At 61.0% G+C, this 15,414-nt stretch carries 13 protein-coding genes; 5 read left to right on the top strand and 8 right to left on the bottom strand.

The features are described from left to right. The first annotated feature begins 27 nt into the window (after nt 1-27). Nucleotides 28-936: a DMT family transporter gene (locus FBY01_RS12770; protein WP_145308098.1), complete on the top strand. Its 909-nt coding sequence runs from the start codon at nt 28-30 to the stop codon at nt 934-936. 109 nt (nt 937-1,045) lie between these two features. On the opposite strand, the gene FBY01_RS12765 is transcribed toward FBY01_RS12770, so the two are convergent. From FBY01_RS12765 to FBY01_RS12740, 6 genes are all read right to left on the bottom strand, one after another. Continuing rightward, on the bottom strand, nt 1,046-2,626 hold the full coding sequence (locus tag FBY01_RS12765; RefSeq protein ID WP_145308100.1) for an aldehyde dehydrogenase (NADP(+)): 1,581 nt from the start codon (nt 2,624-2,626) through the stop codon (nt 1,046-1,048). A gap of 42 nt (nt 2,627-2,668) precedes the next feature. After that, nucleotides 2,669-3,664 (bottom strand): AraD1 family protein, encoded by a 996-nt coding sequence (gene araD1, locus FBY01_RS12760; protein ID WP_145308102.1) that lies wholly within the window; start codon nt 3,662-3,664, stop codon nt 2,669-2,671. Between the two features lie 28 nt (nt 3,665-3,692). After that, a complete protein-coding gene (locus tag FBY01_RS12755; RefSeq protein ID WP_010462080.1) occupies nt 3,693-4,868 on the bottom strand; it encodes an L-rhamnonate dehydratase in 1,176 nt (391 codons plus the stop codon). A gap of 314 nt (nt 4,869-5,182) precedes the next feature. Beyond that, nucleotides 5,183-6,187, bottom strand: coding sequence for a 4-hydroxythreonine-4-phosphate dehydrogenase PdxA (locus FBY01_RS12750; protein WP_145308104.1), 1,005 nt, complete (start codon nt 6,185-6,187; stop codon nt 5,183-5,185). After that, the gene (locus FBY01_RS12745; RefSeq protein WP_145308106.1) at nt 6,184-7,155 is read right to left on the bottom strand and encodes an amidohydrolase; all 972 of its coding nucleotides are present in this window, start codon (nt 7,153-7,155) and stop codon (nt 6,184-6,186) included. The genes FBY01_RS12750 and FBY01_RS12745 overlap by 4 nt, the downstream gene beginning before the upstream one ends. Next, entirely contained in the window at nt 7,148-8,488 is a 1,341-nt protein-coding gene (locus FBY01_RS12740; RefSeq protein ID WP_010462087.1) for an MFS transporter, read from the bottom strand. Before FBY01_RS12740 ends, FBY01_RS12745 begins: the two co-directional genes overlap by 8 nt. 377 nt (nt 8,489-8,865) lie before the next feature. Between FBY01_RS12740 and FBY01_RS12735 the strand changes: the two genes are divergently transcribed. The 4 genes from FBY01_RS12735 to FBY01_RS12720 all read left to right on the top strand — a co-directional run bounded on the left by FBY01_RS12735 (nt 8,866) and on the right by FBY01_RS12720 (nt 13,005). After that, nucleotides 8,866-9,882 carry a tripartite tricarboxylate transporter substrate binding protein gene (locus FBY01_RS12735; protein ID WP_145308108.1) on the top strand — a complete coding sequence of 339 codons (1,017 nt, stop codon included), beginning with the start codon at nt 8,866-8,868 and terminating at the stop codon, nt 9,880-9,882. A gap of 52 nt (nt 9,883-9,934) precedes the next feature. Continuing rightward, nucleotides 9,935-10,468, top strand: coding sequence for a tripartite tricarboxylate transporter TctB family protein (locus FBY01_RS12730; RefSeq protein WP_010462091.1), 534 nt, complete (start codon nt 9,935-9,937; stop codon nt 10,466-10,468). Then, entirely contained in the window at nt 10,465-11,994 is a 1,530-nt protein-coding gene (locus FBY01_RS12725; RefSeq protein ID WP_010462093.1) for a tripartite tricarboxylate transporter permease, read from the top strand. The genes FBY01_RS12730 and FBY01_RS12725 overlap by 4 nt, the downstream gene beginning before the upstream one ends. Nucleotides 11,995-12,063: 69 nt before the next feature. Further along, nucleotides 12,064-13,005, top strand: a complete 942-nt coding sequence (locus FBY01_RS12720; protein ID WP_077749159.1) for a LysR family transcriptional regulator — start codon at nt 12,064-12,066, stop codon at nt 13,003-13,005. 46 nt (nt 13,006-13,051) lie between these two features. On the opposite strand, the gene FBY01_RS12715 is transcribed toward FBY01_RS12720, so the two are convergent. Next, nucleotides 13,052-13,915, bottom strand: coding sequence for a DMT family transporter (locus FBY01_RS12715; protein WP_010462097.1), 864 nt, complete (start codon nt 13,913-13,915; stop codon nt 13,052-13,054). A gap of 449 nt (nt 13,916-14,364) precedes the next feature. Next, nucleotides 14,365-15,303 (bottom strand): aspartyl/asparaginyl beta-hydroxylase domain-containing protein, encoded by a 939-nt coding sequence (locus tag FBY01_RS12710; protein WP_145308110.1) that lies wholly within the window; start codon nt 15,301-15,303, stop codon nt 14,365-14,367. Nucleotides 15,304-15,414: the final 111 nt, after the last annotated feature.

Genomic DNA, 15,414 nt, shown 5'->3' with positions numbered 1-15,414 from the left:
TCGTCCCCATCAAGGAAGGAGTGCACCGTGAGTCCTGTCGATATTTTCCGATTGCTGTCGCTGGCCGCGATCTGGGGCGCGAGCTTTCTGTTCATGCGCATCATCGCCCCGGTGATTGGCACCATCCCCACGGCCTTTTTCCGCGTGTCGATTGCCGCCGTCGGCTTGCTGGTGATTCTCGGCCTGATGCGCATCAGCTGGGACTTCAAAGGCAAACTCAAGACGGTGATGCTGCTCGGGGTGATCAACTCCGGGATTCCGGCGACCCTCTATTCCGTGGCCGCGCAAGTGCTGCCGGCCGGTTACTCGGCGATCTTCAACGCCACCACGCCGCTGATGGGCGTGTTGATCGGCGGCCTGTTCTTCCATGAAAAACTCACCGCGGCCAAGCTTGGCGGGGTGTTCCTCGGGCTGTTTGGCGTAGGCGTCCTGACCCGTGCCGGTCCGGTGGCGTTCGACATGGAATTGTTGATGGGCGCCGCCGCCTGCCTGCTCGCCACCACCTGTTATGGCTTTGCCGGGTTCCTGGCCCGCCGCTGGCTTGACCACGCCGGCGGTCTCGACAGCCGTCTTTCAGCGCTGGGCAGCATGCTCGGGGCAACGCTGTTCCTGTTGCCGTTGTTCGGCTACAGCGTAATCAGCCAGCCACCGGCAAGCTGGGGCGGCTGGAACGTCTGGTTGTCGTTGCTTGGATTGGGGCTGATGTGTACCGCCCTGGCGTACATTATTTACTTCCGCTTGCTCAGCTCGATCGGGCCGGTGAGGTCGATGACCACGACCTTCCTGATCCCGCCGTTCGGGGTGTTGTGGGGAGCGCTGTTGCTGGATGAGCCGTTGTCGATGGCGCATATCTATGGCGGGGTGTTGATTGCGGCGGCGTTGTGGCTGGTGTTGAAGCCGGCGGTGGGGAAAGTGGCTGAGGTGACTGCCAAGTAGTTTGGCGGCGTGGCTGATGACCCCTTCGCGAGCAGGCTCGCTCCCACAGGATTTTGTGTTCACCGCAAATCCAATGTGGGAGCGAGCCTGCTCGTGAAGGCGGTAGAGACTACAACGCTGCCTGACTCACCTCCCCATCCACCAACCGTCGAATCCCCAGCGGATTGGCGTTCTGCAACGCCTCGGGCAACAACGCATCCGGGTAATTCTGGAAGCACACCGGCCGCAGGAACCGGTCAATCGCCAACGTCCCCACCGACGTCCCGCGCGAATCAGACGTCGCCGGATACGGCCCGCCATGCACCATCGCCTCACACACCTCGACCCCGGTCGGGTAGCCATTGAGCAGAATCCGCCCGACCTTTTCCTGCAGCAACTCCGCCAGCCAACGGTACTCCAGCAACTCGTCCGTCTCGCCAATCAGCGTCGCCGTCAATTGCCCGCGCAGACCGTGCAACGCTGCCGCCAGCTGCGCCCGGTCCTCAAGCTCGATGACGATGGTGGTCGGTCCGAACACCTCTTCCTGAAGCAGCTCATCGCCCTTGAGCAACAGACTGACGTCAGCCTTGAACACCTGCGGTTGTGCCTGATTGCCCTGTTGCGGCTTGCCCGCCAAGTGCGTCAGCCCCGGATGTTCGTGCAACTCGCCAAGGCCTCGGCTGTAACTGACCAGCGCGCCGGCATTGAGCATGGTCTGGGCCGGTTGCTGGTTCATGCTGGCGCAAAACGTTTCCAGGAACTGGCTGAACTGCGGCGAACGCAAACCGATGACCAGGCCCGGGTTGGTGCAGAACTGCCCGCAGCCCAGGGTCACCGAACCGGCCAGTTGCGCAGCGATTTGCTCACCGCGAACCTTGAGCGCTTCGGGCAGCAGGAACACCGGGTTGATGCTCGACATCTCGGCAAACACCGGAATCGGCTGTGGCCGGGTCGCGGCCATGTGGCTCAAGGCATTGCCGCCCTTGAGCGAACCGGTGAAGCCCACCGCTTGAATCGCCGGATGCTTGACCAGCCATTCACCGACACCCCCGCCATAAATCATGTTGAACACGCCGGCCGGCATTTCGGTGCGCTCGGCGGCGCGGATGATCGCGTCCGCGACCCACTCGGCCGTCGCCATGTGCCCGCTGTGCGCCTTGAACACCACCGGGCAACCGGCGGCCAGCGCCGAAGCGGTATCGCCACCGGCGGTTGAAAATGCCAACGGAAAGTTGCTGGCACCGAACACGGCGACAGGCCCCAGGCCGATGCGGTACTGACGCAGGTCCGGACGTGGCAACGGCTGGCGATCCGGCAGTGCCCGATCAATGCGCGCGCCGTAGAAATCGCCGCGACGCAGGACCTTGGCAAACAAGCGCATCTGGCCGCTGGTGCGTCCGCGCTCACCCTGGATACGCCCGGACGGCAATGCGGTTTCGCGGCACACAGTGGCGACGAAGTCATCGCCCAGAGCATCGATTTCATCGGCGATGGCGTCGAGGAACTGAGCGCGTTTCTCCGCGCTGAGGTTGCGGTAAACCGGGTAGGCAGCGGCCGCAGCGCTGGCTGCCGCGTCCACTTCCGCTTCAGTGGCCTGGAAAAAACGGACCGGCAGCGCTTCGCCCGTCGTGGCATCGAGGCTTTGCAGCTGTTGCGTACCGTTGGCGCTGCGGCGACCGCCGATGTAGTTGTGTCCGAGTAGCGTGGTCATGAGTGATCCCTTGACCGGCCGACAACGCCGGTGATTGAAGACTTAAAGCGTGCGCACCTGGCCGATGGCCAACGGCTGGGCACTTTCGCCGATGCCGTTTTCCAGGGGCGCGCCGAACTCATCGAGGCTGATCTGGAAGCGATCGCCCGGCTGGGTTTTTATCCCGTCGGCAAACGACAACGTTGCGGTGCCGAAGTAATGCACGTGGACATCGCCGGGACGCAAAAACTGCGCGTATTTGAAGTGGTGGAATTCGAGGTTGGCGAGGCTGTGGCACATGTTGTCTTCGCCGCTGAGAAACTCCTTTTCCCAGATCGTTTCGCCGTTGCGCTTGATCCGACTGGTGCCTGCAAGGTGCTTGGGCAACTCGCCGACGCGCAGCTCCGGACCGTAGGCGCAGAAGCGCAGTTTCGAATGGGCGAGATACAGATAATTGCGCCGCTCCATCACATGGTCGGAGAACTCGTTGCCCAAGGCATAACCGACGCGGTACGGCTGGCCGTCGTCGCCGATCACGTAGAGGCCGGTCAGCTCGGGTTCCTCGCCGGCGTCTTCGGCAAACGGCGGCACCGGGAAATCCGCGCCGGGGCGTACGACGATGCTGCCATCACCTTTGTAGAACCACTCCGGTTGCGCGCCGACCTGCCCGGCCGCCGGTTTACCACCCTCCAGGCCCCATTTGAAAATGCGCATGGTGTCGGTCATGCCGGCTTCGACCGCGCCCTCCTGCTGGTGCATTTTGTCCCGCGCCGAGGCGCTGCCCAAATGGGTCAGTCCGGTGCCGCTGATCAGGCAATGGGCCGGGTCTTCGTGGTCCAGCGGTGGCAGGACTTTGCCCTGCTGCAACAGCTGGGCGTAATCCGGTCCCGGTTCGGTGCGGCGCAGTGCGACTTCTTCTTGCAGGCTGCGTTGGGCACGAATCGCCGCGAGGGCCAGTTCACGGGTGCTACGGGTGCCTTGCAGCACCTTTACCTGCGAGCCCTCGACGAGACCCACCTGGCGTTCACCGGCAGTGTTTTCAAATTGAATCAGGCGCATGACGGCCTCCAGAAAATTGGGATTTGGATCACTCGATGATGTTGAAGTCGCTCAAGTACTCATCGGAGATTTCCAGGCCCAGGCCGGGCTTGTCATCGTCGAGCTGGATGTAGCCGTTGACCGGTTGCGGCTCGCCCTTGAACACGTAGTAGAAGAGTTCGTTGCCGACCTCGACGTCGAACACCGGGAAGAACTCGGCCATCGGCGAGGCGGTGGTGGACATGGTCAGGTGGTAGTTGTGCATCTGCCCGGCGTGCGGGATCACCGGCACCGACCAGGCTTCGGCCATGGCGTTGATCTTGCGCGCTGCGGTGATACCGCCCACCCGGTTGGTGTCGTACTGGATCACGTCGACGGCGCGGCGTTCCAGCAGGTCTTTGAAGCCGTAGGAGGTGAACTCATGCTCGCCGCCGGAAATCGGCATGATCCCCATTTTCTTCAGCTCGATGTAGCCTTCGATGTCGTCGGCAATCACCGGCTCTTCCAGCCAGCGTGGTTCGAATTCAGCAAGTTTGGGCAGCATGCGGCGGGCGTATTCCAGGGTCCAGCCCATGTAGCACTCGAGCATGATGTCGATGTCGGGACCGGCCAGGTTACGCAGGGCACGCACTTGCTCGATGTTCTTGCGCATGCCCGCCGGGCCGTCTTTCGGGCCGTAGCCGAAACGCATTTTCAGCGCGGTGAAACCCTGGTTCAGATAGCCCTGGGCCTCTTCAAGGAACAGGTCGAGGTTGTCATTGGCGTAGAGTTTGGAGGCGTAGGTCCAGATCTTTTCCTTGGTCCGGCCGCCGAGCAGTTTGAACACCGGTTTGTTCACGGCTTTGCCCATGATGTCCCAGATCGCGATGTCGATCGCCGAGATCGCCGCCATGCCGATGCCTTTGCGGCCCCAGGCGTGGCTCTGGCGGTACATCTTCTGCCAGATGTATTCGTTGTCGAACGGGTCTTCGCCAATGGCAATCGGCGCCAGGTAGGTGTCGATGATTTCCTTGGCCACACGCGGCGCCAGGGCGCAGTTACCGATGCCGACGAGGCCGGTATCGGTCTCGACTTCCACCACCAGCCAGCCATGGAAACGGAACGAGCCCATGGCGTCGCCACGTTCGAACAGGATGTCGCTGGCGTTGGTGCAGAAGTGTGCTTGAGGCGGAACGACTTTGCCTTTCCACTCAAAAACGCGGGTACGGATGGCTTTGATTTTCATGAATACAGTTCCTTGCGCTGCCGGCTTTTTGTAGTTGTCGGGTCGCTGCACAAAACCGCGCGGGGGGCGGGTTCCGGCATTCGATGGAGCGACTTTAGCCAGCGCTCGGGGGGGGCGGATAATCACTTATGCGTATCCGGCGATAACCTGCGGTGATAGGAAAAACCGAATAGTGAGTGGATAGGGTTATCAGCCACACACAAAACAAATGTGGGAGCGAGCCTGCTCGCGAAAGCGGTAGTGCAGCCACCTTTTTAGTGACTGTCAGACCGCTATCGCGAGCAGGCTCGCTCCCACAGGGGATCAGTGTTGTGTCAGTAGTTGTTGACGCCCATTCGGCAGGCGATTTCGAAGGCCTGACGAATCGCGCCGACGTTGGCCTTGCCCTGCCCCGCGATGTCGAAGGCGGTGCCGTGGGCCGGCGTGGTAATCGGGATCGGCAAGCCACCCTGCACCGTCACGCCTCGGGAGAAGCCCATCAACTTAATCGCGATCTGACCCTGGTCGTGATACATCGTCACCACCGCGTCAAAGGCACTGGCATCGCCCTGGACCTTGAGGAAAATCGTGTCCGCCGGGTATGGCCCTTCGGCCGCAATCCCCAGCGCCTGGGCCGAACGAACCGCCGGGCCGATGATGTCCAGTTCTTCGCGTCCGAACGAGCCGTTGTCGCCGTTGTGCGGGTTCAGCCCACACACGCCAATGCGCGGTTTTTCCAGGCCGTTGCGCTTGAGCGCGGTGTCGATCAACTGGATCGCTTCCACTACCCGCGTCTGGGTCAGCATGCCTGGCACTTGCGCTAATGCCACGTGGGAGGTCACGCGGGAGGTCCAGAGGTTGTCGAGCACGTTGAATTCACAGAACGGCCCGTGGAAATCCAGCAGCTCGGCGAACCAGTGCAGCTCATCGCTGTGGGCCATCCCGGCCATGTGCAGCGAGGTCTTGTTCAACGGCCCGAACAACACCGCGTCGGTGGTCCCGGCCTCGGTCAGGCGCAGGGCTTGTTCCAGCGTGTCGAGGCTGTAGCGACCGCCGATGACACTGGCTTCACTGCGTGGAAATTCACCGACGGTGTCTCCGCGAAAGTCATAGAACAGCGGCGTGTCATCACCAAATTCCAACTGATCCAGCGACTCGACGCGACGGTAAGGAAACTCCGTCCCGGCGATGCGCATGCCGCGACGCATTTCGGCCTCGTCGGCGATCAAGATCACATTGGCCTGGCTGCGCACTTCAGGCTCCGCAAGCAAACGTGCGATCAGTTCCGGGCCGATGCCTGCCGGGTCACCCAGCACCATCGCGATGGTTGTTTTGTTCATGCTTCACTCCTCAAGGGTTCAGGCCATTGGCGGTCAACGGCGCAAGGCTCGCAGCAATAAACCCGCTGCGCGTTGCTGTAGAACAGTCGCTCCTGATCGGCGCTCGGCAGATCAGCAACGATGGATTTGAAACCGCTGTAGATGTCGTCGAACGAGCCGCACAGGCTGTCCACCGGGAAGTTGCTGGCGAACATCGCCCGGTCAGTGCCGAACATGGCGATCACTTCACGCACGATCCAGGCGTTGTCCTTGGCGCGCCATGCCTGGCCCCTCTGGCCAAGGCCGGAAATCTTCACCTGCACGTTTGGCCATTTGGCCAGCCGAGCCATCGCCAGGCGCCAACCGGCCAGGCCTTCGGCGCTGCGGTCATTGGGCAACCCTGCGTGGTTGAGAATCAGCGTAGTGCCGGGAAAGTCCCGAGCCAGCCGTTCGGCTTCGTGCAGGTTCCACCAGGGGGTCTGCAAATCGAAGTGCAACCCCAGCCCTTCGAGGGCGGCAAAACTGCGCCGCCAGTGTTCGTCGCTCATCAGGCTGCGCACATGACCAACCTGCGCCGGTGAAGTCGCTCCACCCGGTTTGTGACGCACGCTGCGCACGCATTTGAAACTCGCTTGTTCGGCCAGTACCGCGAGGGCGTCCGGGTGGTCGAGCCAGGCCTGCGCCACGACCGCATTGGGTACGCCGTAACGGGCCGTCAGACTTTCGATAAAAACGGTTTCGCCAATCGGGTCTTGCGGGTCCCATTCGGTCTCGACGTACACCGTTTGCACCACACGGTGCGGGCCGGCGTCAGCGAAATAGTCCTCAGGAAAATAGCGCCGTTTAATCGCGCTGTAGTCGCCGTAGCGGAACGGGATATTGGCTTCGGGCGCCAGCCACGGATGGTCATTGATCGTCGGGTCCCAGAAGTGATGATGGGCATCGATGATCGGACCGTTCCATGCTTCGCCAGATAAGTGTTCAGCCATGGCGCACCTCGTCGAGACTGATGAACAACGTCGCCAGCACAAAGACTGCCGAGCACACGGCAAAGAACCCCAGCACCGGCGCAAAACCTCCGGTCATTTGCACAATGATCCCCACCAGGATCGGCACCGCGATCCCGCCGGTGCTGCCGGCCATGTTCATCACGCCGCCGATCAACCCGACCCGCGCCGGTGCCGCCAGCAATGCCGGGAAGCTCCAGTAGAGGCTGCCCCACATCAGGAAAAACGCGGTCATGGCCAACAACGCCACGGCGGCAAACGGATTGCTCAGCGTCGGCAACAACAGAAAGGCGCCGAGGGCGACCACACCGGAAAACGCCAGCAGGCTCTTGACCGCCACGCCACGGCTGACACCTTTGCGGATCAACCCGTCACAGAGGAAACCACCGGTCAACGAACCCAGGGCCCCACACACGAAAATCACGAAGGTGGCCGCGCCGATGCCTTTGATATCGAAGCCGCGAGCCTGGGCCAGATAGCTCGGGCCCCAGGTCAGCAAACCGAAATACACCATCGCCCAACTGGCACGGCCGATCAGCAAGCCGCTCAGGGAACGGGCCGCGATGCCCAGGCCTTTGACCGGCACACGGGCGGCTTCGGCAGCCGGCGTCGCGCGCCCGGCGTTGATCTTCTCCAGTTCTTCGGCATTCACTTGCGGGTGAGTGGCCGGGTCATCGCGCAGATAACGCCGGGCCAGCCAGGCCAGCACCAGGGTCGCGATACCGGCAATCACGAAGGCCAGGCGCCACGAATCCAGGGATGCAATCAGGTAGGCAATGATCAACCCGCCCAGCGCCACGCCCAAGGGGCTGCCGCTGTCCATCAGCACCGCGCCGCGACTGCGTTCGCTCGGCGCCAGCCACAGGGAAATCAGCTTGCCACCGGACGGGAACAACGGTGCTTCGGCGGCCCCGAGTGCAACGCGGGCGAACAGCAATGACAAGCCGCCGGTCGCAAACGCCGCCAACACTTGAAAGGTGCCCCACAACCCGGTGGACCAACTGATGACCCGATGCGGGCCGAAGCGATCGATCAGCCAGCCACCGGGAATCTGCAACAGCGCATACGCCCAGAAGAAACTGCTGAGGATCAGCCCTTGCATGCTTGGCGACAGGGAAAATTCATGGGCAATGGTCGGCATGGCGATCGACAGCGAGACCCGGTCGATCAGGTTGACCATGGTCAGCGCGAAGACGATCGCAAAGATCCGCCAGCGCACGCTGCTCGCTTTGGTGGTGCCGGCCAGGGGTGTGGCCGCGTTGATCGGTTGGGCAGCTGCGCCAGGCAGATGCAGGGAAGCACTGGGACGAGCCATGGTGCGTACCTCGTTTCTTATTGTTGTGAATGCCGTGCGTGACCGGTTCGCCGCGCTGATGAGCACTATCGAAGGCTCGGTGATAACCGTCTAATCAATGATTGAGATACGGCGATAGCCTCGGGTTATGGCATACCGCGCTTTCAGGGGGCTTTCATCGCCGGCCGCCTTGACTGACTTTCCTCTCAAAACGCTCTGGCACATAGTTTCCAGCCCTCGTCACGTATTTGCCCGTGATGACCTATAACCGCAGGCTATCGGTGTATGTATTGTTTTGACTAGACGCCGAAGCGGAGGCTTCCCACACTCAGTCCAGGCTTGCAGCTTTTGAGCACCGACAAGTCATTCATAACAATTACAAAAAACGAGGCCCTTCCATGCGAAATGCATTCGTCCGTCGCACATCCCGTCTGTTTCTTGGCTGCACACTGGTCGCCGCCGGCGCCCTCCCCGCACTCGCCAACGCTGCCTGGCAGCCGGACAAGAACGTCGAAATCCTCGTTGCCGGCGGCCCCGGCGGCGGTACTGACCAGCTCGGTCGGCTGATCCAGTCGATCATCACCACACACAAGTTCCTCGACGTGAATACCATCGTCCTCAACAAAGGCGGCGGCAACGGTGCCGAAGCGTTCCTTGACCTGAAAATGAACAAGGGCGATCCGGAAAAACTGGTGATCGGCACCAACAACATCTACCTGTTGCCGCTGGTTTCCAAGCTTGGCTATCAATGGCAGGAGCTGACTCCCGTGGCGGCCGTTGCAGAGGACGACTTCATTCTCTGGAGCTACAAGGATGCCCCCTGGAAAGACGCCAAAGGCTTCTACGAAGCGGCCAAGGTTGATCCGTCGAAACTGCGCATGGGCGGCAGTCAGTCCAAGGATGTCGACCAGACCCTGACCCTGCTGCTGAACCAGACCAACAACAGCAAACTGGTGTACATCCCGTTCAAGAGCGGCAGTGAAGCCGCGACCCAACTGGCCGGCAAACACATCGCCGCCAACGTCAACAACCCCAGCGAAAGCATCAGCCAATGGCGCGGCGACCAGGTCGAACCGCTCTGCGTGTTCAGCAAGGAACGCATGAGCTACACCGAGAAAGTCGCGGGTGATAAATCCTGGGCCGACGTTCCGACCTGCCACGAACAAGGCCTGGGTATCGATCAATACCGATTCCCGCGCACCGTGTTCATGCCCGGCGACGTCACCGCCGAACAGCGGGCGTTCTATGTCGAGCTGATGCGCAAAGTCACCGAGACTCCAGAGTTCAAGGCCTACGTGAAGCAGAACGCGCTGGTGCCGACGTTCCTCGAAGGCGAGCCGCTGACCGCCTACATTGAGAAAGACACCGCCCGCGTCACCCCGGTGTTCAAAGAAGCCGGCTGGCTGAAAAACTGAGTTGTTCACGGCCGTGTGCGTGCGCACGGCCGTCACCTCTGGAGGTGCTTTCATGTCCCATTCTTCGGATTCACCGGCGCTGGTCGGTACCCGCTGGGTCGAACTCGGCCTGACACTCTTCACCACGCTGATCGGCGCGGTGGTGATGTTCGGCAGTCTCGAACAAGGTATCGGCTGGGGCGATTCAGGCCCCGAGCCGGGTTACTTCCCCTTCTACATCGGATTGCTGTTGAGCGCCGCGAGCGTGGGCAACGGCGTGTTGACCGTGGTGCGCTGGCACGCCCTGAGCATTGCATTCGTCAGCCGCAGTGCATTCAAGCAAGTGCTGTCGGTGTTCATCCCGATTGCGCTGTTCGTCGGCGCCATGCCGTTCACCGGCATTTATGTGGCCTCGGCCTGCTTCATCGCCTGGTTCATGTGGCGTGACAAGGTGCGCGCCAAGCCTTACGGCAAATGGATGATCGGCACCGTGTCCCTCGGCGCGGTGCTGGCCAGCTACCTGATTTTCGCGTTGTGGTTCAAGGTCCCGCTGGATGCCGGCCCGATGGGCGACTGGATTGCACTGGCCGGGAGAAGTTTCAAATGAGCGAATTCGATTCCCTGCTGCAAGGCATGAACCTGATCCTCACCCCGGGCCACATCGGCCTGATGGTGATCGGCGTGTTGCTGGGCATTCTGGTCGGCGTATTGCCCGGCCTCGGCGCCCCCAATGGCGTGGCGTTGTTGCTGCCGCTGACCTTCACCATGTCGCCGGTGTCGGCGATCATTTTGCTGTCGTGCATGTATTGGGGCGCGCTGTTCGGCGGTTCGATCACCTCGATTCTGTTCAACATCCCCGGTGAGCCCTCATCGGTGGCGACTACGTTCGACGGTTACCCGATGGCCCGCGAAGGTCGCGCTGCCGAAGCGTTGACGGCCGCATTCAGTTCGGCGCTGATCGGCGCGCTGGCCGGGGTGTTGCTGCTGACCTTCCTGTCGACCAAGATTGCCGCATTCGCCATGTCTTTCAGTTCGCCGGAGTTCTTCGCGGTGTACCTGTTGGCGTTTTGCACCTTCATCGGCATGAGCAAGAATCCGCCGCTGAAAACCGTGGTGGCGATGATGATTGGTTTCGCCATGGCCGCCGTGGGCATGGACACTGTCTCCGGCAACCTGCGCCTGACCTTCGATCAGCCGGCGTTGATGACGGGCATCAGCTTCGAGGTGGCCGTGATCGGCTTGTTCGGGATCGGCGAAATTCTCTGCACCGTCGAGGAAGGCCTGGTGTTTCGCGGCGAGCATGCGCGCATCACGCCGATGGTCATCCTGCGCACTTGGGCCAAGTTGCCGCGTTACTGGTGGACGATCCTGCGCAGCACCCTGGTCGGTTGCTGGATGGGCATCACACCGGGTGGCCCGACGGCGGCCTCGTTCATGAGCTACAGTCTGGCGCGGCGCTTTTCGAAGAACCGCGAGAACTTCGGCAAGGGTGAACTCGAAGGCGTAATCGCCCCGGAAACCGCCGACCACGCCGCCGGCACCAGCGCCCTGCTGCCCATGCTGACCCTCGGCATTCCCGGCTCGGCCACTGCGGCGGTCATGCTCGGCGGTCTGATGATCTGGGGCCTGCATCCTGGCCCGACGTTGTTCGTCGAGCAGCACGATTTTGTCTGGGGCCTGATCGCCAGCATGTACCTCGGGAACGTGGTCAGCCTGATCGTGGTGCTGGCCACCGTGCCGCTGTTCGCTTCGATCCTGCGCATTCCGTTCTCGATCATTGCACCGATCATCATCATGGTCTGTGCCATCGGTGCCTACTCGGTGCACAACTCGTTCGTCGACGTGGTGTTGATGCTGGGCTTCGGTGCGCTGGGTTATCTGTTCAAGAAACTCGGTTACCCGATTGCGCCGCTGGTGTTGGCGGCGGTACTGGGCGACAAAGCGGAAGATGCGTTCCGCCAGTCGATGCTGTTCTCCGACGGCCACGTGGGGATTTTCTGGTCCAACCCGTTAGTGGGCTGCCTGACCACGGCGGCGTTGCTGATGCTGTTCTGGCCGTTGATTTCCAAGGCGCTGGGCACCCTGACGGGGCTGCGCAAACCCCAGGTCGCCAAGCCTAAATCGGTGCTGTAACACGGCAATGCTGGCAACGCCTGGCATTTGTTGTCAGGCTTGCCGCAGTCCTAATTGCGAGCACGGCCCATGACCCGAATTCCTGCTGCCAATGTGATCCACAGTCGACTGCGTCTGCGCCAACTGCGGCTGATGCTGGCGTTGCAGGAATTCGGCTCGTTGCGCCGCGCCGCCGACCACATCGGCATGACCCAGCCGGCAGCCACCAAGATGTTGCACGAAGCCGAAGACTTGCTCGGCGTCGAACTCTTCGAGCGTCTGCCCCGGGGCATGCGCTCGACCCCGTTCGGGGAAACCGTCATCTACTACGCGCGCATGGTGTTTGCTGAACTGAGCGGCATGCGTGAAGAACTGGTCGCGCTCGAATCCGGCAACCTTGGCCGGGTTGCGGTCGGTGCGATTCCGGCGCTGGCCTCGGGGCTGTTGACCCGCACCATCGCGACCTTGAAGCAAAGCCATCCACGCTTGTCGATGAGCATTCAGGTCGACACCAGCGACGTGCTGGTGCAGGCGCTGTTGCAGGACCAGCTGGATATCGTATTGGGCCGGATTCCGGCGGGCGCACGGGCCGAAGAGTTGCTGTTCGACAGCCTCGGCGAAGAAGCCTTGTGCGTCATCTCCGGCGCGCAGAACCCGTTGGCGAAAGAGAAAAACCTGAGTTGGGCCGAGTTGCAGAACATGACTTGGGTGCTGCAACAGCAACCGAGCCCGATGCGCGCGATCATCAATCAGGTATTCCACAATGCGCGGGTCGACATCCCCAGCAGCATCGTCGAGACCACCTCGATCATGACCTTGCTGTCCTTGATCCAGCAGACCGACATGCTGGGCGTCACACCGGTGTCGGTGGTGGAGGATTACCCGGGCCGTGATTTGCTGGCGGTGTTGCCGATCAAGTTTGAAGCACGGCTGCCGCCGTACGGGCTGATTACCCGCCGTCACCGCATTCAATCGTCAGCGATGCAGGCGTTCATGAATTCGGTGCGGGCCGAGCACGCGCTGACCAAATAAAAAAGGCCCGGAGCCAATGCTCCGGGCCTTTCATTTTCACGCTGCTTTACGCTGTTTTACGGAACACAAATACCAGCCCGACGATGATCAGCAGCATGCCGAGCATGCTCAATACCGCCAGCCGATTACCGAAAATCAGGTAGTCCATCACCGCCGTCACGGCCGGCACCAGGTAAAACAGACTGGTGACATTCACCAGATTGCCCCGGGCGATCAAGCGGTACAGCAGCAACGTTGCCAGCACCGACACCACCAATCCCATCCACAGCACCGGCACGATAAACCCGCTGCCGTGTTCGAAATGAAACGGCTGGAACGGCACGAAGATCCCGCAGAGCAGCAGCCCCGCGAGGTACTGCACCGGCAGTGTGCCGAGGGGATTGTCGGTGATGCGCTTCTGCATGATCGAGCCAAAGGTCATGCTCGCCAACGCCAGCAAACCAAAAAGCATCCCGGCCAAAGACATGCCCGCCAAACCGATGCCCTGGTAAACCACCATGATCAACCCGACCAGGCCCAGCGCCAGACCAAACATCCGGCTGGCCGAGCGCTGACGCTCCATGATCACCACCGTGAGAATCGGCTGCACACCCATGATGGTTGCCATAACGCCCGGTGTGACTTTGAGGTCCAGGGCCAGCAGATAAAAAATCTGATAAGCCCCCAGCAACACCACGCCCGTGGCCATCGCATACAACATCGCTTTGCCACCCTTGGGCAATTTCAGCTTGAGCAACGGCACCAGCAGCATCAATCCGCACAAGGCGATGGCAAAGCGAATCAGCAGAAAGGCAAAGGGCGATGCGTGGGCCAGGCCCCATTTGGAGAAGATCGCACCGCTGCTCCACAGCAGAACGAACAGGCTCGTGGACGCCGCCGCGAGCGCGGATTTTTTCGACAGGACAAACATGAATACCACCTGTAGTCAGGCAAGAAGCCAACTCAGCCGAAGCTGAAATCCAGTAGTTTTTTTCAGGCGGGCGCGCAGAACAGCAAAGAACGCTGATCAGCCCGAAACGCCAACGCCCGGCGGTGATACGACTGCGTACACCGGCGTGCTACTGACAGGTGGGGGGTAATGACTGATCTGCGCAGGCTGCTTATTCCCGCACGGCACGACGCCAGCGTTGACCGCTGAATCGACTACCGCATTGATGAGGGAAGCTGGCATGGGCTGATCTTTTTTGATGGGGTGGGCGGTGGGTAACAGAACCACCGAGCGCCGACTATAACCAGCGGCGGACATGGATTGCAATGACTTGGACAAAGGGCCAGTCACGACACCTCGTCGCGGGCGCGCCATTTAAATTCTGCTCATAAAAAAACCGCTCCCAAGGAGCGGTTTTCTTTTGAATCCAGTCACGCAAACAACCAATACCCCAACAACGTCAGCACCACCACCGCCAACACCGGCCGCAGCACGCGGTACGCCTTGGGATTACGACGCTTCCAGCGTTTGACCACACCACTGACCTTGTCGCTGGAATTCTTGCTCCAGGCATACGCCTGGTTAATCCCGCCGACACGTTCATCATCAAGGTTCTGAGGTGCGGTGGCGCGACCGAGCAAGCCGCTGAGCCAGCGGTTGATGAAGGTCATGACGCGGTTGCTCAGCGGTCGTTCGATGTCGCAGAACAGAATGACGCGGGTTTTCTCGGATTCGTTCTTGACCCAATGCACGTAGGTCTCATCAAACATCACATCTTCACCATCACGCCAGGCATACACCTGGCCGTCGACAAAGATACGGCAATCGTCGGAGTTCGGCGTCGACAGCCCCAGGTGATAGCGCAGCGAACCGGCAAACGGGTCGCGGTGCGGGTTGAGGTGGCTGCCACCCGGCAGCAACGCGAACATTGCACCCTTTACGTTGTGAATACTGCTCACCAGCGCCACGGTTTTCGGGCATAAGGCTTCAGCGGATGGCAGGGGTTTGTCGTACCACTTGAGGTAGAAACGTTTCCAGCCTTTCTTGAAAAACGAACCAAACCCCGCATCGTTGTGTTTTTCGGCGGCGCGGATGTAACCCTCGTCGAACAGGTGCATGGCTTCGTCGCGGATGACTTCCCAGTTGTCTTTGAGCACGTCCAGTTCCGGAAACTTGCTGCGGTCCAGATAGGGTTTGGACGGCACGCCGGAGAACAGGTACATCAAGGCGTTGTAAGGCGCAAACAAGGCCGAGTGATTGACGAATTGACGCAGAACCGGCAATCGCGCCTTCCCGCGCAAATGCACATAGAGGGTGCTGCCCAGGAATAGCAGCAACACTGACGCTTTCGCGGCAAAGGAAAAGGTCATCTACGGCTCCTTGAGGTTAGGCTCTTCGCACAACGCCATTTACCCGACGTGGCAGCCGGCCATGATAAACACTACCGGCCTCGGGAAAAACCCGCAAAACTCGACATTCAG

The organism is Pseudomonas sp. SJZ077 (assembly GCF_007993905.1).
Taxonomy (GTDB): Bacteria; Pseudomonadota; Gammaproteobacteria; order Pseudomonadales; family Pseudomonadaceae; genus Aquipseudomonas; species Aquipseudomonas mandelii.
The sequence above is the reverse complement of the archived record's forward strand: the minus strand, read 5'-3'. Positions and strand labels throughout refer to the sequence as shown.

Excerpts from the sequence above, each read along its gene's own strand:
- araD1 (WP_145308102.1), bottom strand. The coding sequence starts at position 3,664 with ATGCGCCTGATTCAATTTGAAAACACTGCCGGTGAACGCCAGGTGGGT.
- FBY01_RS12725 (WP_010462093.1), top strand. The coding sequence starts at position 10,465 with ATGAGCGAATTCGATTCCCTGCTGCAAGGCATGAACCTGATCCTCACC.
- FBY01_RS12710 (WP_145308110.1), bottom strand. The coding sequence starts at position 15,303 with ATGACCTTTTCCTTTGCCGCGAAAGCGTCAGTGTTGCTGCTATTCCTG.
- FBY01_RS12715 (WP_010462097.1), bottom strand. The coding sequence starts at position 13,915 with ATGTTTGTCCTGTCGAAAAAATCCGCGCTCGCGGCGGCGTCCACGAGC.
- FBY01_RS12755 (WP_010462080.1), bottom strand. The coding sequence starts at position 4,868 with ATGAAAATCAAAGCCATCCGTACCCGCGTTTTTGAGTGGAAAGGCAAA.
- FBY01_RS12740 (WP_010462087.1), bottom strand. The coding sequence starts at position 8,488 with ATGGCTCGTCCCAGTGCTTCCCTGCATCTGCCTGGCGCAGCTGCCCAA.
- FBY01_RS12735 (WP_145308108.1), top strand. The coding sequence starts at position 8,866 with ATGCGAAATGCATTCGTCCGTCGCACATCCCGTCTGTTTCTTGGCTGC.
- FBY01_RS12730 (WP_010462091.1), top strand. The coding sequence starts at position 9,935 with ATGTCCCATTCTTCGGATTCACCGGCGCTGGTCGGTACCCGCTGGGTC.
- FBY01_RS12720 (WP_077749159.1), top strand. The coding sequence starts at position 12,064 with ATGACCCGAATTCCTGCTGCCAATGTGATCCACAGTCGACTGCGTCTG.
- FBY01_RS12750 (WP_145308104.1), bottom strand. The coding sequence starts at position 6,187 with ATGAACAAAACAACCATCGCGATGGTGCTGGGTGACCCGGCAGGCATC.
- FBY01_RS12745 (WP_145308106.1), bottom strand. The coding sequence starts at position 7,155 with ATGGCTGAACACTTATCTGGCGAAGCATGGAACGGTCCGATCATCGAT.
- FBY01_RS12765 (WP_145308100.1), bottom strand. The coding sequence starts at position 2,626 with ATGACCACGCTACTCGGACACAACTACATCGGCGGTCGCCGCAGCGCC.